The organism is Agrobacterium bohemicum, assembly GCF_001562555.1.
Lineage (GTDB): Bacteria > Pseudomonadota > Alphaproteobacteria > Rhizobiales > Rhizobiaceae > Agrobacterium > Agrobacterium bohemicum.
On the sequence record NZ_KQ961030.1, the window covers coordinates 186,852 to 210,211 of the forward strand.

Below are 23,360 nucleotides of genomic sequence, written 5' to 3' on the forward strand. Positions count from 1 at the left end.
CCATCATGCAGGAACACATGACATGACGAATGCCTTCACGGTCGCAGTAACCGGCCAGTCGCTGATCAAACACGACATTCGCACTCTCGAAAACCCCGGCTTCGAGGCAGTGTGCAAGACACTTAGCAAATCGGACTTTGCATTCACCAATTTCGAGAGCACGATCTTCGGCAGCCATGGCGGATGGCCGATGAAGGGCTCGTTTTTTGGCAGCAGCCAACCCGTCGTCCTCGATACTCTCCAGTCGCTCGGGTTCCATGGACTATCCCTGTCGAACAACCACGCCTACGATCTCGGCTCGCCCGGCATCCTGTCGACGCTTGAGGAGGTCGAGAGGCGCGGCTTTCTCCATGCCGGTATCGGTCGCAACCGGACGGCTGCGGCACGATCCGGGCTTGGGTCCGTCGCTGGTCGAAAGATCGCCTTAGTCGCCATGGATGGTGGGCCGGGCCCAGATTTCATGTACGCAGCAGATGCAGCTCCGGGCCGACCTGAGCGACCCGGAATCAACCGACTGAAACTGACCCAGATCATCGACGTGGATTCTCAGGCTTTCGAACAACTCGCTGCGATCCGGGATAAGGTCGGCTACACCAGCATGGATCTCGGTAATGACAGTCAGCCCGACGACAAACCGATTGTGGATGACCTATCCGAGATCGCCCTTGCTCGTGGTCTCTTCAGGCGCTCTGAGACGTTCGGCCGCAACGTCAAAATCGATCCGGACGACCTGGGGAGAAATCTTGCCGCGATCACTGCTGCTGCCAACAGCGACTGCCTTGTCGTGGCTTATCTTCACCATCATCATTGGGCGTCTGACTGGTATCAGGTTCCAGGGTGGGTCGGTTCTGTGGCCAGACAATGCATTGATGCGGGTGCCCACATGTTCGTCAGCCACGGCGCTCCCGTTCTTCAGCCGCTGGAGATTTACGAGGGGAAACCAATTTTCTACAGTCTTGGAAATTTCGTCTTTCATATCCGTCCGGGCAAATCCAAATGGACCGCCCGTGAGGTTTGGGAAAGCGTGATTGGCTTATGCACATTCAACGACACCGGCTCATTGACTGGAATTGCCTTTCATCCGGTAATTTTAGGCGGCCCCGAAGGATTAAAGAACGAAGCGCTCGACCAGCGCCTTGCACCTGAGATTGCGACCGGTGAAGACGGGCAGCGGATCCTGCAGCGGTTTCAGCAGCAGTGCACGCAGTTCGGCACGCGTATCAGGATTTCGGAAGATGTTGGCTATTACGACGCCAATTGATAAAGGAGCCGGGCCGTTCTTCCTCGGCCTAAAACAAGATCGGCTGTCATTGCTTGGTGGCCGATCTCGCTTTCAGCAGATCGGTGGCCTCGACCTCCAGGATCCGCGCCAGCGTTTCGACCATATCGATTGTCGCAGAATACTGGCATCTTTCCAGGGAACTGACGTAGGTTCGGTGGATGTCCGCCCGGTGAGCGAGCTCTTCCTGCGAAAGACCTCGTCGCAAGCGAATTTCCCGCAGATTGGACGCGAAAGTTTCTCTGATACCCATGAACGGATTCATGCGTTTTGCAGCGCATTCATCTACAGAGTATACTCTTCATTTGTGTTTACGAAGTGTCTCATACCGAGGAATGAGCGCGGAACAATTGGGCCGCATAGGTTCGAATTGCGCCTTCCGCTTCGCGCCAACGGCGGTCTTCCGCTCTCCACCAAAGTGGACGTTTGAGCGATGGCCACCGACCTATAGATGCTCAGGCTGTCACACGCGTGTCGCTCCAGTCGAGGGATCGGCCATCGGCGGATCGGATAACGAGCCGGGCGATTGGTCTACCGGATTCGTGGTCCACCAGTGATGAGCGTTCCTCGCCCTCGGTGAACAGGAAATCTTCGCCCCACTGGCGAAGTGCAACGATGACAGGGAACAGCCCGCGCCCCTTTGCAGTAAGGACGTACTCGCGGTAGGCAGTTCCATCCGATGCTGGCGCGGTCTCAAATATTCCGCGCCTTACCAGATCACCAAGCCGAGTGGCCAATACGCCCCTGCTGATGCCCAGCCCGTTCTGGAACTCACCAAAGCGCCGCTTCTCATCGAAAGCATCGCGGATGATCAGAAGCGACCACCAGTCTCCGATTGCATCGAGAGACCGTGCCACCGGGCAACCGGAATTCCATAAGCTCACACGTTTCACCATCGGTGCCCATCTCCATCCTTCAGAATCTGGTTCTATCTTAGAACTAGAAATGTGTTGAGCCAAGTGGTCTGGGAGTGGCATGAAACAAGATCATGAAGGCCACCAAATGGAAGAGAAGTTAGACAATGCCGTGCCAGGAATGCGGGAACAGGGTTTGTCGGGACTACATACCCTCATCATTGCCGCCGCAGCCAGTTTAAGCGTAGCGAACATCTATTACGCGCAGCCATTGCTCGACCTAATGGCACATGATCTTGGAATACCGCCAGCCACCATCGGTCTCATCGTGATGTTGACGCAGGTGGGTTATGGTTTGGGGTTGATCTTTATCGTGCCGATTGGCGATCTCATCGACCGCCGTAAGCTTATCATCGTTCAGGGATTATTATTGGCCATCGCTCTCGTGATTGTCGGGGCAGCGGGAACGAACGCGATTTTGTTGGCAGGTATGGGTGCGGTCGGCTTGACGGCTGTTGTTGCACAGACACTGGTCGCTCAGGCGGCGGCCCTAGCCACTCCGGCCCAGCGGGGTAGGGTGGTTGGCACGGTTACCAGCGGAATCGTAACAGGCATTCTTGCCGCCCGATCATTTGCAGGAACAATTGCCGATGTCAGCGGATGGCGGGCTGTGTATTTGACATCTGCGCTTATCACACTTGTCATGGCCATCGTTCTCATCGCGATTCTACCGCGCCAATCTGCGAAACGGAATACGGAGACGTATACCCACGCTTTACTCTCCATTCCAACCATGTTCCTCCGAGAGCGAAGCTTGCTGTATCGAGGTGCCCTAGCGCTCCTGATTTTTGCTGCCTTCAGCACGTTTTGGACCGCGCTTGTCCTTCCGCTCAGTGCCCCGCCCTTTTCCTATTCACACACGAGAATAGGCATGTTTGGACTGGTTGGGCTGGCGGGAGCGATTGCCGCGACATGCGCGGGAAGACTTGCGGATCGAGGTTACGGTCGATGGACAACAGGAGTTTCTCTGGCGGTCTTGCTGTTATCCTGGGGACTGATCGCTCTCCTTCCGGTCTCGATGGCGGTGCTGCTCGTAGGTGTAGTTTTGATGGACTTGGCGGTACAGGCGGTCCACGTCACCAATCTCAGCGCCATTGTGGCTTTCAACCCGCAAAAAAGCAGCCGGTTGATTGGAGGTTATATGGTCTTCTACTCTGTTGGCAGCGCCATTGGAGCTATTGCTGCTACGGCGACCTACTCGTGGTTCGGCTGGACGGGATTTCTCTCCTCGGGGCCGCGTTTAGTGCAGTTGCCCTGGCGTTGTGGATCAAAAGCGAGATATCGGAGAGGACCAATTAAGCACTGCGCTTCATCCAGTGCCCGTGTCAATGACTGGTTTGGGCCAACCTTTCCCTTGGCAGCTTTGCGCCAAAAGCGGTCATTCGCAACGAACCGAACCACCGATGAACTGTTAGTTCAGCGTCGGTTCTAACGAAGCCACTTCATTCTTCGCTGATCGGGTCGCGGCATCAAGACATTGGCTCTAGCGGCGGTCTCGATGTCGCGACGGGGTTCAATCCCTCAGAAGTCCCAGTCTTCATCCTCTGTCGCCACCGCCTTCCCAATGACATAGGACGAGCCAGAGCCGGAAAAGAAGTCGTGGTTCTCGTCGGCGTTTGGTGAAAGCGCGGAGAGGATTGCGGGATTGACCTTGCAGGCTTCTGCGGGAAACAGCGCTTCGTAACCGAGGTTCATCAGCGCCTTGTTGGCGTTGTAATGCAGGAATTTCTTGACGTCCTCCGTCAGGCCGACGCCGTCGTACAACGCTTCGGTGTACTTTGCTTCGTTGTCGTAGAGTTCGAGCAAGAGATCGAAGGCGAAGTCTTTGATGTCCTGGCGCTTCTGCGCAGGCAACCGGTCTACCGCACGTTGGAACTTGTAGCCTATGTAATAACCGTGCACGGCTTCGTCGCGGATAATGAGGCGGATCATGTCGGCGGTGTTGGTGAGCTTGGCGCGGCTCGACCAGTACATCGGAAGATAAAAGCCGGAATAGAACAGGAAGCTTTCCAGAAATACGGAGGCGACCTTCTTCTTCAGCGGATCGCCGCTGTCGTATTCGCGCATAATCAGCGCCGATTTCCGTTGTAGGAACTCGTTCTCTTCCGACCAGCGATAGGCATCATCAACATCCGGTGTCGAGCACAGGGTGGAAAAGATGGAGGAGTAGGAACGCGCGTGGACCGCCTCCATGAAGGAGATGTTGGATAGCACCGCCTCTTCGTGCGGCGTCGCGGCGTCTGCCATCAGCTTGACCGATCCAACGCCGTTCTGGATCGTGTCGAGCAGGGTCAGGCCAGTGAAGACGCGGATGGTGAGTTGCTGCTCTTCTTGCTTCAGCGTTCCCCAAGATGGGATGTCGTTGGAGAGCGGGACCTTTTCCGGCAGCCAGAAATTACCGGTCAGGCGATTCCAGACTTCGAGGTCCTTGTCGTCTTCGATACGGTTCCAGTTGATGGCACGGATGCGACTGACGGGCTTGACGGCGATGTTCATGTGTTGATCTTTCGAAGCGTTCTTGTTCACAGCGCGCATGACACGCAACCCTGCACTTCCGTGCCTTCCAGTGCCATCTGTCGAAGACGGATGTAATAAATGGTCTTGATGCCCTTCTTCCACGCGTAGATTTGCGCCTTGTTGATATCGCGCGTCGTCGCGGTGTCACGGAAGAACAGCGTCAGCGAAAGACCTTGGTCTACATGCTGGGTCGCCGCCGCATAGGTATCGATGATCTTTTCCGGGCCGATCTCGTACGCATCCTGGTAAAATTCGAGGTTATCGTCGGTCATGAAGGCGGCGGGGTAATAGACGCGGCCGATCTTACCCTCTTTGCGTATTTCAATCTTCGAGACGATCGGGTGGATCGAAGAGGTCGAATGGTTGATGTAGGAGATCGATCCTGTCGGCGGCACGGCCTGGAGGTTCTGATTATAGAGGCCTGAGGTCATAACCGCTTGTTTCAACGCAAGCCAATCCTCCTGCGTTGGGATCGCGATGCCTGCCGTCACAAATAGCTCGCGAACACGCTCTGTCGCTGGCAGCCATTCGCGTTCGGTGTATTTGTCGAAATACTCACCGGACGCATATTTCGAGTTCTCGAAGCCTTTGAAGCTGACGCCGCGCTCGGTCGCGATACGGTTCGAGGCGCGAATGGCGTGATAGGTGACCGTGTAGAAATAGATGTTGGTGAAATCGATGCCTTCGTCCGAACCGTAAAAGATGCGCTCGCGGGCGAGATAGCCATGCAAATTCATCTGTCCGAGACCGATGGCGTGGCTGTCGTCATTGCCTTTCTCCACCGACGGCACGGAGGCAATATGGCTCATGTCAGACACCGCCGTGAGCGACCGGATCGATGTCTCGATTGTTTTTCCGAAATCGGCGCTGTCCATGGCGGCCGCGATATTCAGGGAGCCGAGATTGCAGGAGATGTCCTTGCCCATGACGTTATAGGATAGGTCGTCATTATATTCGCTGGCGTCGCTGACCTGAAGGATTTCCGAGCAGAGATTGCTCATGGAAATGCGACCGGCAATCGGGTTCGCCCTGTTCACCGTGTCCTCGAACATGATGTAGGGATAGCCGCTTTCGAACTGTATCTCGGCGATCACCTGGAAGAAGTCACGGGCCTTGATCTTCTTCTTCTTGATCCTGCTATCCGCCACCATCTCCCGGTATTTTTCGGTAACCGATATCTCGGTGAAGGGGACGCCGTAGACGCGCTCGATGTCATAGGGCGAGAATAGATACATATCCTCGTTGTTCTTCGCCAATTCGAAGGTGATGTCGGGCACGACGACGCCGAGCGACAAGGTTTTGATCCTGATCTTCTCGTCGGCATTCTCCCGCTTGGTATCGAGAAAACGCATAATATCAGGGTGGTGGGCGTTGAGATAGACGGCACCGGCACCTTGGCGCGCGCCGAGCTGGTTGGCGTAAGAGAAACTATCTTCTAGCAGTTTCATGACAGGAATGATGCCGGATGACTGGTTTTCGATCTGCTTGATCGGCGCTCCAGCCTCGCGAATGTTCGTCAGTGACAAGGCCACGCCACCGCCGCGCTTGGAAAGCTGGAGCGCGGAGTTGATGCCACGTGCAATGGATTCCATGTTGTCTTCCATGCGCAGCAGAAAGCAGGAAACCAGTTCGCCACGTTGTTTTTTTCCCGCATTGAGGAATGTCGGCGTCGCGGGCTGGAAGCGGCCGGCGATGATCTCATCGACCATATCCTTGGCAAGTTCTTCGTTGCCTTGCGCAAGTGCCAGCGCCACCATGCAGATGCGGTCTTCGTAGCGTTCGAGATACCGCTTCCCGTCAAAGGTTTTCAAGGTGTAGCTGGTGTAATATTTGAACGCGCCAAGAAATGTCGGGAAACGAAATTTCTTGACAAACGCACGATCGAACAAATCCCGCACGAAATTGAACGAATACTGGTCCAGCACCTCTCGCTCGTAATAGCCCTCGGTCACCAGATAATCGAGCTTTTCTCGCAGATTGTGAAAGAAGACCGTGTTCTGGTTCACGTGCTGAAGAAAATATTGCTTGGCGGCAAGCCGATCCTTGCCGAGCTGTATTTTTCCTTGCTCGTCATAAAGATTGAGCATCGCGTTGAGGGCGTGGAAATCCAGTTCGGATTCCGATGTCTTCAAAGGCTTTTCGAAAGTCGTCGCGTCCAAAATCGTTCCAATCCGTGTATGACGTTAACGACGTCTTCGTCGGTTCCCAGAAGCTCGAACCTGTAAAGATACGGCACCTGGCACTTCTTCGAGATGACGTCACCCGCGAGCCCATAGGTCTCGCCAAAATTGCTGTTGCCCGCGGCGATCACGCCACGAATGTTTCCGCGGTTCTCCTCATCGTTGAGAAAGCGGATCACCTGTTTTGGAACGGCCCCTTTTCCGCCTTCGCCACTGTAGGTGGGCAGGATGAGAACATAGGGGGCTTTGACCTGAAGGCTCTCGGAAGGACTGAGGGGAATGCGCCGCGCACTCATTCCCAGCCGTCCGACGAAGCGATGGGTATTTTCCGATCGGCTGGAGAAATAGACGATCTGACCCATTGCTCTGGCTCAGGCCGCAAGCGTGCTGATCATATCCGGGCGAAAACCTGCCCAATGGGTCTCACCAGCCACCACAACGGGAACCTGACGATAGCCAAGTCCCTGGACCAAATCATAGGCATTGGTGTCTTCGGAAACATCGATGACGGTGTAGTCGATGCCCTGGCGGTCCAGAGCGCGGGTGGTTGCTGTGCACTGGACGCAGGCTGGCTTGCTGTAAACGGTAATGGTCATAATGATCCTCGTGAGATTTGTTTAGGGCGTGCGATATCGATCAGGCGTTGGGAACACCTGTTCGGGAGATTCTGGGATGCATGGCAGCCGGACTCGGCTACGGGCGTTACCGCCCGCTATTCACGCGGATACTGACTAAAATGATGCGACATTGACTTCACCCCGAAGTGGTTGATGCGGAGACCAGGGGAAGCGGCACGCGCAGGCTCATCCCGCACGCAAACGCGACCTTCGGACACCCCGCCCGTGGACGTATTCGTTTGAGGCAGGTCTCCTGGCTCACGGGTCGTCGCATCCATCTCGCCTTCCCGAAGCATTGCGGCCTCAGTGGCAGTTTGAGAGGATGCTCGCCGCTTACAGTTGCGGGGGCAGCTCCGGCATTGCTCCGTCCAGAATGGACGTCACGCACCGTATTCCCGTCTTAGCTTCCGACGCGAATCGGAAGAACCTCGAACACTAGATATAGTATATGAGGGGATAGTTTCGTCAACTCTTAGCAGGGTGGTTGTTAAAAAATTAAGTCCTCGTCCACCGCAGCCTGTGGATAACAGGGTGATCATACAGCGTGAAAGTTCAGCCCCGAATAGCCGCAGACAAGCCGATATCAAGTATCGATTTTGCGTTTCCGCAACGTTCGTAGCGCAACGGCTTGTCGAAATCGACGCTCGTCTCGGTTCCGCGGTTGGACGGATAGGAGAAGTGGCCAAACGCGCCATAGCCTTGGGCTTTCCAGAAGCTGAGTGTTTCCGGTGTCTGAACATCGGCATGGAGGTAGGACGAGGTGTAGTCAAACGCGGATGCCCGGCTCTCCAAGGCTGCCACAATCTTTGTGCCAAGCCCTTTACGACGGGCGCACGGCTCTATGTACACGCGGACAATCTGACATACCTTTTCGCCGTCGCCATAGCGATTTCGTAAGCGCTCCTTCGTAGAGGGTTTGTTTTCGAGCGCGTAAAGACCGCCAGTCGCAATGATATGTCCATCTCCGTCCCGCACAACGAGAAAACTGCCGTGCCTTTCGAGGGAGAACCAGTTGTCCGGCTGCGCCAGCAACAGCGAATCCAGGTCAGAATGCCAGGCGGGAGTGTAGTCGATCCCGTAGACGTTCTTGATCATCCGCAGGCAGAAGGTCCTCGCTTCAGCCCGGACGGCGGCCTGTGCGTCATCAGTCAGCCATTCAATCGAGAAATTGTCGATCGGCATCAGGCCGCAAGCTCCCTGCGGATGATGTCAGCGCCTGCACCGAGTGCACGCAGCTTCGCTGTGGCCACATGACGCGGAAGCGGTGCCATGCCGCAATTGGTGCATGGATAGAGCTTGTCCGCATCCACGAACTGGAGAGCCTTCCGGAGAGTGTCGGCTACTTCTTCCGGCGTCTCGATGGCGTAACTTGCCACGTCTATGGCACCGACCATGACCTTCTTGCCTCGGATGAGCTCCATCAGGTCCATCGGAACGTGGGAGTTGTGGCACTCCAATGAAATCAGATTGATGCTGGATTTCTGAAGTTTCGGGAACGCTTCCTCGTATTGCCTCCACTCCGATCCAAGCGTTTTCTTCCAGTCGGTGTTGGCCTTGATGCCATAACCATAGCAGATGTGCACGGCGGTCTCGCACTTTAATCCTTCGATCGCCTTTTCGAGCGTGGCGACACCCCATTCGTTCACGTCATCGAAGAACACGTTGAATGCGGGTTCGTCGAACTGGATGATGTCGACGCCGGCAGCCTCCAGTTCCCTTGCTTCCTGGTTGAGTATCTTTGCGAACTCCCAAGCGAGCTTTTCGCGGCTTTTGTAATGACTGTCGTAGAGCGTATCGATCATGGTCATTGGGCCTGGAAGAGCCCATTTGATCTGCTTCGTCGTCTGTTGGCGCAGGAATTTGGCATCATCGACAAAGACCGGCCTTTGACGGGACACGGCTCCAACGACCGTCGGGACGCTTGCATCATACCGGTTACGAATCCTGACGGTTTCTCGTTTCTCGAAATCGACGCCGTCGAGGTGCTCAATGAACGTTGTGACAAAATGCTGGCGGGTCTGCTCCCCGTCGCTGACGATCTCGATGCCAGCCTGAAGCTGGTCGTCCAATGCCAGACGCAAGGCGTCCTGCTTCGCTTCGATCAGTTCATCACCCTGCAACTTCCAGGGCGACCATAGCTTCTCAGGCTCTGCAAGCCAGGAGGGCTTTGGCAGGCTGCCGGCGGCCGAAGGGGGCAACAATGACTTCATCGGAATGATCCTATGCTTTCGGATTAACGGACGACGTAGTTGGCGGACCATGCATCGAGAATGGTCTTGAACGGTCTGATAAAATGCTGCTCGGCAAATTTTCCCTGCTCGACTGCAAGGCGGCTGCGCTCCTCCCGATCATAGACGACTTGCGTCAGTGAATAGTCCGAGTGCTTCAGGTTTGGGCGGTAACACGTGCCCGCAACGGAATTGGCATTGTAGATTTCCGGGCGGTAGATTTTTTGGAACGTATCCATCGTGCTGATGGTACTGATGAGCTCGAGGTTCGTGTAATCCGTCAGCAGGTCGCCGATAAAGTAGAATGCAAATGGCGCGACGCTGTTGGGCGGCATGAAATAACGTACTTGCAATCCCATCTTCTCGAAGTACCGGTCTGTCGGCGAGAACTCGCTTTGCCTGTATTCGATACCAAGGATCGGATGCTGATTGTCGGTGCGATGATAGGTCTTGGTGCTGGAGGCGCTCAGGCAGATGATCGGCGGCTTGCTGAAATGGTCCCTGTAAGCTTCTGACTTCAGGAACGCCTGAAACAGCTTCCCATGCAGATCACCGAAGTCGTCAGGTGCGCTGAAAGCGTCCTTGTTAATGTTATGCTCGGGCAGCAGGATACTGAAATCATAATCTCTGACGTAGGAAGAGAAGTTGTTACCGACGACGCCTTCGATACGCTCGCTCGTCGCTTGATCGACGATGTTGGTCTTGAGGACTTCGATGATGGGGAAGGTTTCGGTCTCTGCCGATGACCCGATGCTCATCTCCACGGATACGATTTCGATCTCGACTGCGTAGCGATCCCGTAGCGGGTTATCCCAATGCGCCATCGCATTGAACTTGTTGTCGATCATCCGCAATGCGTTGCGCAGGTTCTCTCGACGGTTCTCGCCTCGTGCCAGATTGGCGAAATTCGTCGTGGCGCGCGTACTCTCTGCAGGGCGATAGTCCTCGTCAAACGGAATGCACCTGATCGAGAAAGTGAAAGTGCTGTCCAACATCATCCGGCATCCTGCTTCCCGAATTAGGTCGTCGTAAGCGGCCCTTTCGGTTCAAAGTCATTCTTGCGGGCGGTATGCCTGACCCGGCGGCTGACTAAAAATGGTATTATCTCACTGACGTATGAGCGCTGTTCATGCGTTTGATGCCGACAACGTTCTCTACTTCTTGAGAAGAAAACTTGACCCTCCAACCAACATGCTACATTGCTTCGTCATCGTGGTTCTTCAGGCGAAAGTCTGGAGCTAAGAGGGAATTCGGTACGGCGCTCATCGCCCGAAGCCGGAGCTGCCCCCGCAACTGTAAGCGACGAGCGGAAGTCAATTCATGTCACTGAGGCGCGCCTCGGGAAGACGGACGGAAGCATTGACCCGCAAGCCAGGAGACCTGCCGCGACAGATAACGTCCACGGGCGGGGTGTCCCGGTGTGCCGCTTTGCGTTCGGCATCCTCGCGCCGTTGCCTCGCGTCATGTCTTCGCCCTGCCGCAACATGATGGCAGTGCCGATGAACCAGAACCCGACGACAAGAGCACCTAAGCAAGTCTCGATCCCCCTCGACGCGCACCTGCAGACGAGAAGTCGCTGACATGCTGGACAGACAACACCTTTCCATCCTGCGGGAAGTCGACCGTCTTGGCAGTCTGACGGCGGCTGCTGAACGGTTGAATGTGACCCAGTCGGCGCTCAGCCATACGATCCGAAAACTCGAAGAACGCTATGGAATAGCTGTGTGGGGAAAAGACGGACGCAATGTGCGTCTGACTGAGGCGGGTCGCTACATCGTTGAACTCGCGCAGCGCGTCCTGCCGCAGCTTGAAAGGGCGGAAAATGTCCTCTCTGATTACCGGTATGGACGACGAGGATCGTTGAAAATCGGGATGGAATGCCATCCCTGCCATCAATGGCTCATGGGCGTCACGAAGCCATATTTGCTCGAATGGCCCGATGTCGACTTGGAGCTGACGACCTCTTTCGTGTTCGGCGGAGTATTTGCTTTAACAGGATCAGAGATCGACATCCTGATCACGCCAGACCCGATCGATGCGGCGGGCATCCACTATGTGGCGGTCTTCGATTACGAGCTAGTCCTCGCCGTGCCGACCGGCCATCCGCTAACTTTCAAAGATCATGCCGAACCTTCAGACCTTCTGGACGAGACGTTGTTCACCTATCCTGTGCCGCCGGAAAGGCTCGATGTCTTCACCCAGTTCCTAGTACCGGGCGACACTCGCCCCCGTCATCACAGTACTGTCGAAACAACGGAGATGATGTTGCAGCTTGTTGCGGCAGGTCGCGGGGTCAGCGCAATCCCAGACTGGCTCGTGCGGCTGGACGCCGCGGAACTGGGTGTTCAACCTGTCCGGATAGGGAGCAGGGGCATCAGCAAGAGTATCCACCTCGGGTTAAGATGTGGCGATGAGGACGTCGACTATATCGCTGGTTTCCTGAGCAGGGCACGTCAAACACCTTCAACACCAGTTGCTAGCTCATAGGCGGAGTAACGTCAGTCGGAAGCATAAACGCGCGTTTGTCTGCTTTGGGCCAGATGCGGTTATCCGCTCTGCGCCAATAAGACATGGCGATTGGCATCATCAATTAGACTTCCGTAAACAGCTTCTCCGCTGCGAAATCGATAAAGGCGCGCAGCCTCGGTGTAATAAATCGCGCCGACGGCCAGAGGATGGAGAAATGGCCTGGTGCCGTCAGACTGTCGCTCAGCACCGTTTGTAGCAGGCCTTCGCGAATGGCATCGGCCGCTAGGAACTCTGGCAGATAAGCGAGGCCAAGGCTATCGATCGCGGCAGCCCTGATCGCCTCCATGTTTCCACAAGTGAGAGCGCGTCACGGAGAACCTCGCAGGAAGGCGCACTTCTATTTGGGCCGGCATCTCTCCTCTACGCAAGGAAGTCGACCTTTACGGCCGCCTGTGGGCAGATTGCTCTACGGGCCATTTCGTCTTCGATGACTTGAGCCGCACGATAGATGCTGAACTCGTCGAAATTCCGCCCGACGAGCTGGACCGAAAGGGGCAGGCCATCGGCGCTGATGCCCGCAGGCACGCTCATGGCTGGCGAGCCCGTCAGGTTGAAAGCGGCATTGACGGACGGGGTCCCATTCACAAGAGAATTTCTTGCCACGTCATGGATGAGAGGTGCGACGCCAAGCGCACCGATCACCAAAAGGAGATTGACAGATGAAAAGGCCTCGGCGAGCTCTGTGGTCAGTTCCCCACGCCTGCGGCATGCCTGGAGGTAATCGGTCGCAGTGAGCAAGAAGCCTGGTAAAAAGCGCTCGACCGAATACGGACCATAAAGATGGAGACTGCGTCTGAAATCGTCTTCGTGGACGGCTGCTGCCTCGCTATACATGATGACGCGCTGGGCGGCGAAATAGTGACGCAGAGGTGATAATGATACATCCGTGGTGGTGGCACCAGCGTGTTCAAAAAGTCTGGCAGCCTCTTCGAAAACTGCGACGCACTCGTCCGAAAAGAAGTCGGGCTCCTCTTCATGGAAACTGCGCAGGAGACCTATCCTCATGCCACACACGCCTAAAGACGTCGCCTCGGTCCATGGCTGCGACGGAATGTCGACTGAAGACGGGTCACCGGGGTCATGACCTGCAAGAGCCTGGAGTGCTATCGCATTGTCCTCAACGGACCACGTCATTGGGCCGGCGGTCTCCATGGAATAGGCTTGAGGCGTCATCCCCCAGCGGCTCACCCGACCATATGTCGGCTTCATGCCCGAAATGCCGCAGTAGGCTGACGGCGTCCTTATCGATCCGCCCGTGTCCGTTCCGATCGCAAGCGGAACCGTTCCCGCAGCGACGGCTGCCGCCGACCCACTTGACGAGCCCCCGGTAAAGCGATCGAGATCCCACGGATTGCGCGCGGGCCCAAAGGGCAGGCTGAAATCCGGCCCACCCATGGCGAATTCCTGCGTCTCAGTCTTACCCAGCAAGACAGCGCCAGCCGCGCGCAGACTTGCGACGACTGACGCGTCAGACGTTGCGATGTCACCCAGCGTGAGGCGAGAATTGTTGGTGGTTGGAAGGCCAGACACATTGATGATGTCCTTCACCGCATATGGGATGCCATGCAAAGGTCCTCTGTATTGACCTTCCATGATTTCAGCCTCAGCCTTGCGGGCGTCAACACGTGCTGCGTCCTCCTCGATCGTGATGAAACAATGGAGCGTGGAATTGAGTGTTGTTGCACGTGCAAGAAAGTGATCAACCACCTCGACGGGTGAGATTTGTTTTCGAGCAATCATTCGTGCGGTTTCAGCGATCCCAAGTTCCCAGAGCTCCGACATCTGTCACACCTCGTCCGTCGAAGGTCGATCGTCCGTGGTGCAGGGCCTTGGAATTGCTGGTCCATCGACACGAAACACGTGGGGAGATTCCACCCGGCGATCACGCGGTATTCGCACCAAATCAGTCAGGACCCGGAGATTTGCGTATGATGCGCGGGCAGCTTCAAATTGGTCGTCGTCAAGTTTCAGCCCTGCCCGTTCGATCAACACGGAAAATTCGTCACGGCCAAGCATGTCCTATCCACTCCCGCGTTTCTTCAGGCAATGCTGTCAGGTTCAGAACCATTTCGCTCATCAGAACCGTCGGTCATCAGTAAAATGGTTTATTCAAACCGCCGATACCTGGCGAAATTGACAGGATGACAACAGGTCGGGAGGTCAGGCCGGAATGCGAACGATCGCGCCATCTCCGCTCACATAGGTCTCATCCCTTTTCGAATGAGGCACATCAAAACTGTCTTAAGTTTGGCCCGCATAGGTACGGGACAACACGCCGCATCACCTCGTGATCGCCAGCATGAACCACGGCCAATCCCGCTCTCTGTCGATGGCTTCCTGGCCCAGATCCGGATCTTCCACGATCAACCCGTGAAGGGTCCGCAGCCACGCTGCGGCCTCTTGGCTTTGCCTGCGAGGTGATCGCGCCCGTCTCAGGGCCTTTTCGGAACCATCGAGCGGGAATTGGCCCGCTCCCCAACTGGAGCCGATAACGATGTCGCACGATCTTTCTCTCGCACAGTCCCACACCTTCCAACTCTCCCGTGACCTGATGGTCCCGGTCACCGTCTTTGCAGTCGACGGTGAATACGGCGTCCTACCCACCGACGAGATCGACGACGGCGACGACCTCGAAATCGTGCACGAGCTTTCCCCCTGGGCGGCTCATTGAGCCGCCTTTTGCCGTTCCGGCTGCCGCTAGCGAGCGAGCGGTGGCAAGGGAAGCGACGCCGGGGCTGGCAAATCCTTTGCAGGATTCACCAATTGCCAACCCCGCCCTTGCCGCCTTCGCTCTTCGCGCCGGACGTGAAGGGGTCCGCGAAGAATGCGGAAAGGAAATTAACAAGGGACGATCGCCAGGCGATCGGAAAGATGATGAAGCGAAGAGATATTGAGGAAATTCGCGAACGGGTCGGGTGCGGAGCAGTTTTGGAGACATCGGGCTTCGCGATCGATGCGAAGGAAAGCACCCGCCGGGCTGTGAAATACCGCCGCGGCGGTGAGATCGTTATCGTCACCCATGGTGGCCAGGGTTGGTTCGATCCGCTAGGCGATGACAAGGGCGACGTTTTCTCACTTGTTGCACGCCTCGACGGAGGTGGCTTCCTGGACGCGTTGGACCGTGTCGCCGGTCTCATCGGCTTCCAGTCAATAGAACCGGAGTGGATGGCGGCAGCGCCAACAAAAACTGCGATTGCGACGATCCATGATCGGTGGATATCGCGTCGGAAACCTCGACCGTCATCTGAAACCTGGCGCTACCTGCGGTTTACGCGCTTCGTACCGGAACGGATTCTGAAGGGTGCCATCAAACAGGGTGTACTTCGTGAAGGCCCTTACGGAAGCATGTGGGCTGGCCATGTTGACGAGGACGGTAACATCTGTGGCTGGGAAGAACGCGGCCCGGACTGGCGGGGCTTTGCGACGGGCGGCGCGAAGGTGCTGTTCCGGCTCGGCCCATCCGGAGCCCATCGGCTTTGTGTGACGGAAGCTGCGATCGATGCAATGAGCCTCGCAGCAATCGAGGGGATGCGAGAAGACACCCTCTATCTCAGCACCGGCGGCGGTTGGTCGCCGAACACTGCCGCAGCGTTACGACAACTGGCTCGGTACCCGGATGTGCAACTTGTTGCGGCGACCGACGCCAATCGCCAGGGCGAGGCCTTTGCATATCGCCTTCGTGAAGTGGCCGATCAGGCTGGATGCGATTGGTTGCGTCTGCGACCGCCGGCGGACGACTGGAACGAGGTCCTGAAATGTCAGGAAAGGGAGAAGCAGGAAAAGGAAGGAGAAATGAACGGCGTGCCGCATTCGCGCCTCCCGCGTCAAGGGAGGCTTCGCCCGGCTGCGCCGGCCCTTGACCCGGGCGGACACGATGCCGGCGGCCCGGGAGAGGTCATGGAGGATTGAAGAGATGAGCATGGTCGTGACGACGGTGTTCTCTTCGGTCCGGACATATCCCAAGGAGCCGCAAATGAACCCCTCTGCCGCAATCCGCAAGGTTTTCCAGGGCGTGGCAACACGCAAGCAAATGTACCGCATGTTCGACCGTCATGCCCAGCGACCGGGCCGATGGGATGGCGATGCTTCATCCCTTTATGCCGGTGAATGGTTTGAGATCGCCGAAGCGGAGCACGATTATATGTTCGAGATCCTCCCGCCGCTTTGGATCCGCGGATCGATGTTTGCCATGCGTGAGTTCCTGACCGACTCCGTGACGTCAGTGTTCTTCAGCCTGCGCATCGATGGGGTCATCCGTCACTTCCATGGATATTGCGACCTGTCCGAACGTTCTATGGCCGAGCATATGCGCCTGGCCATCGTCGAGCGGGAAAGTCGTCCGCTCCGGTCGATGTCTCGGCAAGAGCGGCTCGAGCACATCTGGAGCAGCACGGCTGACGACTATCGCGACTATGCGGGCGATCGATGGCCGCAAAGCAACCGTGGCCATCGCACCGTTGTCCTGTACGGCTGCAAGGAGGGCACGTTCCTGAAACTGCTCGATGATCTGACGGACGACGAAATCTCCGCCAAGCTTCCGGTGCATTTAAGGCACCTCCCCCTCTCCATCGCCGCCTGAACGACACAACAGTCTTCACAACCGATCGCGACGCGCGGCCGAACTCTCGCACAATCGGCCCTGCCGGATTCCCATCCTCTGCGCACTTCGAGCTGCCCGCGCCGGCAGATCGCAAAATGGTGCCTTCAACAGGAGTTTCATCGCATGAGCAGCAATTCCTTTTCACTCGACATGTTCGGTAACACCGCACTGTCCACCACCCTCGATCTTGGCATCACAGGTTTCGCGGGCACCGCACCTGATGCGGCAAACGATGACGAGCCGGATCCGACGCCACCTGCGCCTGCCCCTGCCTTGGTAGCCCCGACCAATTCACACCCTCGCCCGCGTGGCGGGCGTTCCAACTTCTACCTCGATGGCAACCGAGGCCTCGCCGCGTCCTGGCTGGATCGTGCCCGCGCCAATGTCGCGGCCATCCTGATCGCCGAGGCGATCGAACAACGGGATCGACCGGCCACGCCAAATGAACAGGCGCAATTGATCCGCTTCACCGGCTTTGGTGGCAGTGAACTGGCCAACGGGATGTTCCGCCGTCCAGGCGCGGTCGAATTCCGGACGGGTTGGGACGAGGTTGCGGTTTCGCTGGAAAGTGCCGTCTCGCAGGCCGATTACGCATCACTTGCGCGCTGCACTCAATATGCCCACTTCACGCCGGAAGCGATCATCCGCGCGATCTGGACGGGGTTGCTGCGTCTCGGCTGGCGCGGAGGGCGCGTGCTCGAGCCCGGTATCGGGACCGGCCTGTTCCCGGCCCTGACTCCACAGCAATTGCGGCGGGATAGCTTCTTCACCGGCATCGAACTCGATCCGGTCACAGCACGAATCGTACGCTTGCTGCAGCCTAAGGCCAGAATCATCAATGCCGACTTCGCGCGGACCGAGTTCTCACCGATCTTCGATCTGGCGATCGGCAATCCACCATTCTCTGATCGAATTGTTCGGTCAGACCGCGCCTATAGGAAGCTTGGACTGCGCCTGCATGACTATTTCATCGCCCGGTCGGTCGATCTCCTAAAGCCCGGCGGCCTCGCTGCCTTCGTCACGACGCACGGCACACTCGACAAGCTGGACGGCACCGCGCGCGACCACATCGCCAAGTCGGCCGACCTGATCGCAGCCATCCGTTTGCCCGAAGGCACTTTCCGTCGCGACGCCGGCACGGATGTCGTCGTGGACGTTGTCTTTTTTCGTAAACGCAAGGGTGGCGAAGAGGCAGGCGATCTCTCGTGGTTGGAACTGGAAGAGGTTCGACCTGCCAGCTCCGACGCGGAACCGATCCGGATCAATCGCTGGCTTGCGCGCAATCCCGAGTTTGTTCTGGGCAGCCATTCAACAGTCTCCGGTCCGTTCGGCGAAACCTACACCTGCACAGCGCCCGCTGACCAGGATCTCGAGGCCGTGCTTGGCACTGCCATCGCCCGGCTGCCCAAAGGCCGTTACGACGGTGAACCGACACCTGTTGACATCGAGCTTGAGACAGAACTTGGCGATATCGTCGATCAACAGCCGAAGGATGGTCGTGTTCGCGAGGGAAGCTTCTTCCTTGATCGATCGACAGGTCTGATGCAGATGCTCGATGGAGCGGCCATGCAGGTCACCGTTCGCAAGGGTCGCCTTGGCGATGGCATCCCGGAAAAGCATATCAGGATCATCAGCAAGCTGATCCCCATCCGTGATGGCGTGCGCGACGTGCTGAAGGCGCAGGAGGCGGGCCGGCCCTGGCGAGATCTCCAGGTCCGGCTGCGCATCGCATGGTCGAGCTTCGTGCGAGATTTCGGACCCATCAATCACACGACTGTCTCGATCCAGGAAGATGTCGAGACCGGTGACGTCAAGGAAACCCATCGCCAACCGAACCTTGCGCCCTTCCGTGATGATCCCGATTGCTGGCTGGTTGCCTCGATCGAGGATTACGATCTGGAAACCGATACAGCCAAACCGGGTCCGGTTTTTTCCGATCGGGTGATCGCGCCGCCGGCTGCACCAACTATCACCTCATCTGCGGATGCGCTCGCTGTCGTGTTGAATGAACGTGGCTACGTCGATCTCGACCATATCGCCGAACTGCTCCATAGCGATACCGCAACCGTGGTGGATGAACTCGCCGAGGCCATTTTCCTGGATCCTATCAACGGATCGTGGCAAACTGCCGACGGCTATCTCTCCGGGGCTGTACGCACCAAACTCTCAACCGCGCAGGCTGCATCCGAGCTCGATCCGGCCTACGAGCGGAATGTACGCGCCCTCCAGGAGGTTCAGCCGACCGACCTTCGGCCCTCCGACATCACCGCGCGTCTCGGCGCACCATGGATCCCGGCCGCCGATGTCGTCGCTTTCGTAAAAGAGACGATGGAAGCCGATATCCGCATTCACCACATGCCGGAACTCGGCTCATGGACGGTCGACGCTCGACAGCTCGGCTATAGCGCCGCCGGGACATCGGAATGGGGAACCAGCCGTCGGCATGCCGGGGATCTGCTCACGGATGCATTGAACAGCCGCGTCCCACAAATCTTCGATACGTTCAAAGATGCCGGCGGCGAGCGCCGGGTGCTCAATGTGGTCGACACCGAAGCCGCTCGCGACAAGCTACAGAGGATCAAGCAAGCGTTTCAGGACTGGGTCTGGACCGATCCGGATCGCACCGACCGGCTGGCGCGCGATTACAATGATCGCTTCAACAATATTGCGCCGCGCAAATTCGACGGCTCCCATCTGAAACTTCCTGGCGCCTCTGGAGCCTTTACGTTGTACGGGCATCAGAAGCGCGGGATCTGGCGGATCATTGCAGATGGCTCGACCTATCTCGCCCATGCCGTCGGCGCCGGCAAGACGATGACGATGGCCGCCGCAATCATGGAGCAGCGCCGTCTCGGCCTGATCGCCAAGGCGATGCTGGTCGTGCCCGGCCATTGCCTGGCGCAGGCCGCGCGCGAATTCCTGGCGCTTTATCCGAATGCCCGCATTCTTGTTGCTGACGAGACCAATTTCACCAAGGACAAGCGCGCTCGCTTCCTGTCGCGAGCGGCAACCTCCAACTGGGATGCGATCATCATCACGCATTCGGCATTCCGCTTCATCGCCGTTCCCTCGGCCTTCGAGAGCCAAATGATCCAGGACGAACTGCAGCTTTACGAGGATCTGTTGACCAAGGTCGATGGCGAGGACAGCGTTTCGCGCAAGCGCCTTGAGCGGCTGAAGGAAGGATTGCAGGAACGGCTTGAAGGCCTCGCCACCCGCAAGGACGATTTGCTGACCATCTCGGAAATCGGTGTCGATCAGATCGTGGTCGACGAGGCACAGGAATTCCGCAAGTTGTCGTTCGCCACCAACATGTCGACGCTCAAGGGCATAGATCCGAACGGGTCGCAGCGTGCGTGGGATCTCTATGTGAAATCTCGCTACATCGAGACAAAGAACCCCGGCCGTGCGCTGGTGCTCGCCTCGGGAACGCCGATCACCAATACGTTGGGCGAGATGTTCTCGATCCAACGCCTGCTCGGGCATGCCGCTCTTGCCGAGCGAGGCTTGCACGAGTTCGATGCCTGGGCCTCCTGCTTTGGCGAGACAACGACGGAACTCGAAATCCAGCCATCTGGTAAGTACAAGCCAGTCAGCCGCTTTGCGTCCTTCGTCAACGTGCCGGAGCTGATTGCCATGTTCCGGTCCTTCGCCGATGTCGTGATGCCGGAGGATTTGCGTCAATATGTGAAAGTGCCAGATATTGCGACCGGTCGCCGACAGATCCTGACCGCCAAGCCAACGGCGCTGTTCAAAAGCTATCAGAAGATGCTGGATACCCGGATCGAGGCGATCGAGCAGCGTGACGGACAGGCCAAGCCCGGCGACGACATCCTGCTCTCGGTCATCACCGATGGACGGCATGCCGCGATCGATCTGCGTTTTGTCATGCCGGCGGCCCCCAACGAAGCTGACAACAAGCTCAATCTGCTCGTCCGCAATGCCCACCGGATCTGGAAGGAGACGGCCAAGGCCATCTACCGTCGCGCCGATGGCAAGGACTTCGATCTGTCGGGGGCAGCCCAGATGATCTTTTCCGATCTCGGCACGATCAGTGTCGAAAAGTCCCGCGGCTTCTCGGCCTATCGCTTCATTCGCGACGAACTGATCCGCCTCGGCGTTCCATCATCGCAGATCGCCTTCATGCAGGATTACAAGAAGACCGAGGCGAAGCAGCGGCTATTTGGCGATGTCCGCGCCGGCAAGGTGCGTTTCCTGATCGGATCGTCGGAGGCGATGGGCACCGGCGTGAATGCCCAACTGCGGCTCAAAGCGCTCCATCATCTCGATGTGCCGTGGTTGCCGTCGCAGATCGAGCAGCGCGAGGGACGGATTGTCCGCCAGGGCAATCAGCATGACGAGGTCGATATCTTCGCTTATGCCACAGAAGGTTCGCTCGACGCCTCAATGTGGCAGAACAATGAGCGCAAGGCCCGGTTCATCGCTGCAGCGCTTTCGGGCGATACATCGATCCGCAAGCTGGAGGATATCGGCGAAGGTGCCGCCAACCAGTTCGCCATGGCCAAGGCGATCGCGTCGGGCGACGAGCGGCTGATGCAGAAGGCAGGACTGGAGGCAGATATTGCCAGGCTCGAACGGCTGCGCGCGGCTCATGAGGACGACCAATATGCCGTCCGCAGGCAGATGCGTGACGCAGAGCGAGAGATCGAGATTGCCACCCGGCGCATCGGGGAGATCGGCCAGGACATCGTGCGACTGGCGCCGACCACCGGCGATGCCTTCACTATGATGATACTCGGTGAAGAGCACACCGAGCGCAAGGAGGCGGGCCGAGCGCTGATGAAGGAAATCCTCACGCTTCTTCAGCTCCAGAAAGAAGGTGAAGTTCATCTGGCGACAATCGGCGGCTTTGATCTCGTCTACGAGAGCGAGCGGTTCTGCAAGGGCGATGGCTATCGCTACGAGACCCTTCTCCAGCGCACTGGCGCCGATTACGACATTGATCTGGCGATCACGGTGACACCGCTCGGCGCCATCTCACGGCTGGAGCACGCACTTGGCGGCTTTGATGAGGAACAGCACCAGTATCGCCAGCGGCTCGACGATGCCAAGCGGCGATTGGTATCCTACCGTTCGCGAGACGGAGGCACTTTCGCGTTCGCAGACGAGCTGGAGGACAAGCGGCTGAAGCTGCGGGCAATCGAAGCTCAACTGGCGGCAGATCTGGACGACGAGACCGTCGCGGTGCCTGCATAGCTGCGTTGCATAATAAATGTTTTCCTGATGGTCAAAAATCAGGCATAGTGCTTCCAGCTGATGCATATGACGGTCACCTCCAGTTCCGTCGCAACAGCTGTTCCCCTCTGGAGGTTTTAAATCTCCACACTTCATGGGCCGCGGTTTCCGCAGGCCCATTTTTTTATTCTTTGTTCGCCGCGTCCGACCATTTCGAGAGGTTTATACTCAGGGGCTTTTGCGCAGACCCCCGCTGGGCAGCTTGGAGAGCGATTGTATCTAGGTACCGTTCGCGCATAGCCTTCATGTCGATGTCTCCGCGGATCCATTCTTCCAGCAAAGCAACGAAGGCAGGATCCTTGTCGATCGGCATACCGCGCGCCGCCGCGCGATCAATCACACGCTGCGCGATGGCTCTGCGGGTCTCAGGATTTGTGCTCATGCTGCCTCGCCTGACGTTCGGATGGACGCGAAGATCTATCAGGGGGTAGTCCAGATCGCGACTTTTAATTCTCCTCCGTCAACAACATCTGAGCATCACCTCCCGATAAGACGATGTCCTGCTCACTGCAATCGCAGCGGCGTTTGATGTTGTCCTGGGATCCAAAAGAAGGCGCTCCCCTCACGGGTCGAGCGCCTTTTTTGCGTCGGAGGCGACCGCAAACGTGGTCTTGCACCTTGACCGAAACCGATTTGCAGACGAGACCTCAATCACAACACTCCGTGGAAAAGCATGCCTTTTTTTCTTGTAACGCAGTCATCGCTGGTAGAAGCTCAAGATGAGCGAGAGGCCGCTCAAACGGGGATCGACCGTCTCCGCTCTGGAGCACAGGTCACCGTTTCGGTAAAATCCGATGAAACAACGATCACGCACATCGTTGTCCCCGCAATGATCGAAGAGCCCCTTCCGGTTCCGCCCTCCGAAACCGCCATGCCCTCGCCTGCTGCTGTTGCTATCCCGGAAGCGGCCATCGTCACACCGGAAACCCGGAAACTCATCTTGAAGCGTATGATGGCTGACGCGCTGGCCCTTCTAGGGCGCCGAACCTAGTCCCGTCCTCCAGGCATCGCTGCCGCCAGCATCTCTCGTCTTCAACCGTCGGCTCGAATTGAGACGTGAAGAATGGAAAAAGAAAAGCAGGGAGGATGAACCGATCGCAGACCGGTCCTCCTACCGACGCTGTCGCTCAACCGCGGTCTGCGCGATCCCGGCCGCTTGTCCCGCGCAGGGCTATTAGCCCCGCTCGTCCCGCGCAGCAGGGATGCTCGGCCGCAGTTGCGGCAGTCCGGCCGCTCGGCG

General features: G+C 57.5%; 19 protein-coding genes, 1 pseudogene and 2 riboswitches. Of the genes and pseudogenes, 8 read left to right on the plus strand and 12 right to left on the minus strand.

The window, feature by feature from the left end:
- Window positions 1-22 precede the first annotated feature (22 nt).
- A complete protein-coding gene (locus ATO67_RS14390) occupies window positions 23-1,261 on the plus strand; it encodes a CapA family protein (protein ID WP_067650339.1) in 1,239 nt (412 codons plus the stop codon).
- A 46-nt stretch (window positions 1,262-1,307) separates the two neighbouring features.
- Here the strand turns inward: ATO67_RS14390 and ATO67_RS14395 are convergent, their stop codons facing one another.
- Both ATO67_RS14395 and ATO67_RS14400 read right to left on the minus strand, forming a co-directional pair.
- Complete coding sequence (locus ATO67_RS14395) at window positions 1,308-1,532, minus strand: helix-turn-helix domain-containing protein (RefSeq protein WP_067650731.1); 225 nt, start codon at window positions 1,530-1,532, stop codon at window positions 1,308-1,310.
- A 202-nt stretch (window positions 1,533-1,734) separates the two neighbouring features.
- Complete coding sequence (locus tag ATO67_RS14400) at window positions 1,735-2,175, minus strand: winged helix-turn-helix transcriptional regulator (RefSeq protein WP_067650341.1); 441 nt, start codon at window positions 2,173-2,175, stop codon at window positions 1,735-1,737.
- A 79-nt stretch (window positions 2,176-2,254) separates the two neighbouring features.
- Here ATO67_RS14400 and ATO67_RS14405 point away from each other — a divergent pair, with 79 nt between their 5' ends.
- Entirely contained in the window at window positions 2,255-3,625 is a 1,371-nt protein-coding gene (locus tag ATO67_RS14405) for an MFS transporter (protein WP_245303988.1), read from the plus strand.
- Between the two features lie 89 nt (window positions 3,626-3,714).
- Here ATO67_RS14405 and nrdF read toward each other — a convergent pair whose 3' ends face one another.
- The 7 genes from nrdF to ATO67_RS14440 form a co-directional block, all read right to left on the minus strand.
- A complete protein-coding gene (gene nrdF, locus ATO67_RS14410; protein ID WP_067650734.1) occupies window positions 3,715-4,689 on the minus strand; it encodes a class 1b ribonucleoside-diphosphate reductase subunit beta in 975 nt (324 codons plus the stop codon).
- 26 nt (window positions 4,690-4,715) lie between these two features.
- On the minus strand, window positions 4,716-6,869 hold the full coding sequence (gene nrdE / locus ATO67_RS14415; protein WP_067650344.1) for a class 1b ribonucleoside-diphosphate reductase subunit alpha: 2,154 nt from the start codon (window positions 6,867-6,869) through the stop codon (window positions 4,716-4,718).
- Window positions 6,839-7,252 carry a class Ib ribonucleoside-diphosphate reductase assembly flavoprotein NrdI gene (nrdI, locus tag ATO67_RS14420; RefSeq protein WP_067650481.1) on the minus strand — a complete coding sequence of 138 codons (414 nt, stop codon included), beginning with the start codon at window positions 7,250-7,252 and terminating at the stop codon, window positions 6,839-6,841. Before nrdI ends, nrdE begins: the two co-directional genes overlap by 31 nt.
- Window positions 7,253-7,261: 9 nt before the next feature.
- Entirely contained in the window at window positions 7,262-7,486 is a 225-nt protein-coding gene (gene nrdH / locus ATO67_RS14425; RefSeq protein ID WP_042620157.1) for a glutaredoxin-like protein NrdH, read from the minus strand.
- 247 nt (window positions 7,487-7,733) lie between these two features.
- A riboswitch (cobalamin riboswitch) is annotated at window positions 7,734-7,953 on the minus strand.
- A 106-nt stretch (window positions 7,954-8,059) separates the two neighbouring features.
- Window positions 8,060-8,689, minus strand: coding sequence for a GNAT family N-acetyltransferase (locus ATO67_RS14430; protein WP_067650484.1), 630 nt, complete (start codon window positions 8,687-8,689; stop codon window positions 8,060-8,062).
- Window positions 8,689-9,717 carry a methionine synthase gene (locus ATO67_RS14435; protein WP_067650487.1) on the minus strand — a complete coding sequence of 343 codons (1,029 nt, stop codon included), beginning with the start codon at window positions 9,715-9,717 and terminating at the stop codon, window positions 8,689-8,691. The genes ATO67_RS14430 and ATO67_RS14435 overlap by 1 nt, the downstream gene beginning before the upstream one ends.
- A gap of 23 nt (window positions 9,718-9,740) precedes the next feature.
- A complete protein-coding gene (locus tag ATO67_RS14440; RefSeq protein WP_210176135.1) occupies window positions 9,741-10,730 on the minus strand; it encodes a DUF1852 domain-containing protein in 990 nt (329 codons plus the stop codon).
- Between the two features lie 201 nt (window positions 10,731-10,931).
- Window positions 10,932-11,137: riboswitch (cobalamin riboswitch) on the plus strand.
- Between the two features lie 179 nt (window positions 11,138-11,316).
- Here ATO67_RS14440 and ATO67_RS14445 point away from each other — a divergent pair.
- A complete protein-coding gene (locus ATO67_RS14445; protein ID WP_067650490.1) occupies window positions 11,317-12,222 on the plus strand; it encodes a LysR family transcriptional regulator in 906 nt (301 codons plus the stop codon).
- Window positions 12,223-12,325: 103 nt separating this feature from the next.
- Here ATO67_RS14445 and ATO67_RS14450 read toward each other — a convergent pair.
- Together ATO67_RS14450 and ATO67_RS14455 are read right to left on the minus strand one after the other, a co-directional pair.
- A pseudogene (locus ATO67_RS14450) lies at window positions 12,326-12,556 on the minus strand (LysR substrate-binding domain-containing protein); the annotation flags it as partial.
- 68 nt (window positions 12,557-12,624) lie between these two features.
- Window positions 12,625-14,046 (minus strand): amidase, encoded by a 1,422-nt coding sequence (locus tag ATO67_RS14455; RefSeq protein ID WP_067650498.1) that lies wholly within the window; start codon window positions 14,044-14,046, stop codon window positions 12,625-12,627.
- A gap of 712 nt (window positions 14,047-14,758) precedes the next feature.
- Here ATO67_RS14455 and ATO67_RS23300 point away from each other — a divergent pair.
- The 4 genes from ATO67_RS23300 (at window position 14,759) to ATO67_RS14475 (ending at window position 22,081) form a co-directional block, all read left to right on the plus strand.
- Window positions 14,759-14,935 carry a hypothetical protein gene (locus ATO67_RS23300; RefSeq protein WP_170063839.1) on the plus strand — a complete coding sequence of 59 codons (177 nt, stop codon included), beginning with the start codon at window positions 14,759-14,761 and terminating at the stop codon, window positions 14,933-14,935.
- Window positions 14,936-15,138: 203 nt separating this feature from the next.
- Window positions 15,139-16,173, plus strand: coding sequence for a DUF3991 and toprim domain-containing protein (locus ATO67_RS14465; RefSeq protein ID WP_067650504.1), 1,035 nt, complete (start codon window positions 15,139-15,141; stop codon window positions 16,171-16,173).
- A 64-nt stretch (window positions 16,174-16,237) separates the two neighbouring features.
- Window positions 16,238-16,843 carry a DUF1419 domain-containing protein gene (locus ATO67_RS14470; protein WP_067650739.1) on the plus strand — a complete coding sequence of 202 codons (606 nt, stop codon included), beginning with the start codon at window positions 16,238-16,240 and terminating at the stop codon, window positions 16,841-16,843.
- A gap of 144 nt (window positions 16,844-16,987) precedes the next feature.
- On the plus strand, window positions 16,988-22,081 hold the full coding sequence (locus ATO67_RS14475; protein ID WP_067650508.1) for a DEAD/DEAH box helicase family protein: 5,094 nt from the start codon (window positions 16,988-16,990) through the stop codon (window positions 22,079-22,081).
- A gap of 163 nt (window positions 22,082-22,244) precedes the next feature.
- Here the strand turns inward: ATO67_RS14475 and ATO67_RS14480 are convergent, their stop codons facing one another.
- Entirely contained in the window at window positions 22,245-22,502 is a 258-nt protein-coding gene (locus ATO67_RS14480) for a hypothetical protein (RefSeq protein ID WP_067650511.1), read from the minus strand.
- A 291-nt stretch (window positions 22,503-22,793) separates the two neighbouring features.
- Here ATO67_RS14480 and ATO67_RS14485 point away from each other — a divergent pair, with 291 nt between their 5' ends.
- Entirely contained in the window at window positions 22,794-23,111 is a 318-nt protein-coding gene (locus ATO67_RS14485; protein WP_067650514.1) for a hypothetical protein, read from the plus strand.
- The last annotated feature ends 249 nt before the right edge of the window (window positions 23,112-23,360 follow it).

Excerpts from the sequence above, each read along its gene's own strand:
- nrdF (WP_067650734.1), bottom strand. The coding sequence starts at position 4,689 with ATGAACATCGCCGTCAAGCCCGTCAGTCGCATCCGTGCCATCAACTGG.
- nrdI (WP_067650481.1), bottom strand. The coding sequence starts at position 7,252 with ATGGGTCAGATCGTCTATTTCTCCAGCCGATCGGAAAATACCCATCGC.
- ATO67_RS23300 (WP_170063839.1), top strand. The coding sequence starts at position 14,759 with ATGTCGCACGATCTTTCTCTCGCACAGTCCCACACCTTCCAACTCTCC.
- ATO67_RS14390 (WP_067650339.1), top strand. The coding sequence starts at position 23 with ATGACGAATGCCTTCACGGTCGCAGTAACCGGCCAGTCGCTGATCAAA.
- ATO67_RS14400 (WP_067650341.1), bottom strand. The coding sequence starts at position 2,175 with ATGGTGAAACGTGTGAGCTTATGGAATTCCGGTTGCCCGGTGGCACGG.
- ATO67_RS14480 (WP_067650511.1), bottom strand. The coding sequence starts at position 22,502 with ATGAGCACAAATCCTGAGACCCGCAGAGCCATCGCGCAGCGTGTGATT.
- ATO67_RS14405 (WP_245303988.1), top strand. The coding sequence starts at position 2,255 with ATGAAACAAGATCATGAAGGCCACCAAATGGAAGAGAAGTTAGACAAT.
- ATO67_RS14465 (WP_067650504.1), top strand. The coding sequence starts at position 15,139 with ATGAAGCGAAGAGATATTGAGGAAATTCGCGAACGGGTCGGGTGCGGA.
- nrdH (WP_042620157.1), bottom strand. The coding sequence starts at position 7,486 with ATGACCATTACCGTTTACAGCAAGCCAGCCTGCGTCCAGTGCACAGCA.
- ATO67_RS14470 (WP_067650739.1), top strand. The coding sequence starts at position 16,238 with ATGAACCCCTCTGCCGCAATCCGCAAGGTTTTCCAGGGCGTGGCAACA.
- ATO67_RS14475 (WP_067650508.1), top strand. The coding sequence starts at position 16,988 with ATGAGCAGCAATTCCTTTTCACTCGACATGTTCGGTAACACCGCACTG.
- ATO67_RS14440 (WP_210176135.1), bottom strand. The coding sequence starts at position 10,730 with ATGTTGGACAGCACTTTCACTTTCTCGATCAGGTGCATTCCGTTTGAC.
- ATO67_RS14435 (WP_067650487.1), bottom strand. The coding sequence starts at position 9,717 with ATGAAGTCATTGTTGCCCCCTTCGGCCGCCGGCAGCCTGCCAAAGCCC.
- ATO67_RS14445 (WP_067650490.1), top strand. The coding sequence starts at position 11,317 with ATGCTGGACAGACAACACCTTTCCATCCTGCGGGAAGTCGACCGTCTT.
- ATO67_RS14455 (WP_067650498.1), bottom strand. The coding sequence starts at position 14,046 with ATGTCGGAGCTCTGGGAACTTGGGATCGCTGAAACCGCACGAATGATT.
- ATO67_RS14485 (WP_067650514.1), top strand. The coding sequence starts at position 22,794 with ATGCCTTTTTTTCTTGTAACGCAGTCATCGCTGGTAGAAGCTCAAGAT.
- ATO67_RS14430 (WP_067650484.1), bottom strand. The coding sequence starts at position 8,689 with ATGCCGATCGACAATTTCTCGATTGAATGGCTGACTGATGACGCACAG.
- ATO67_RS14395 (WP_067650731.1), bottom strand. The coding sequence starts at position 1,532 with ATGGGTATCAGAGAAACTTTCGCGTCCAATCTGCGGGAAATTCGCTTG.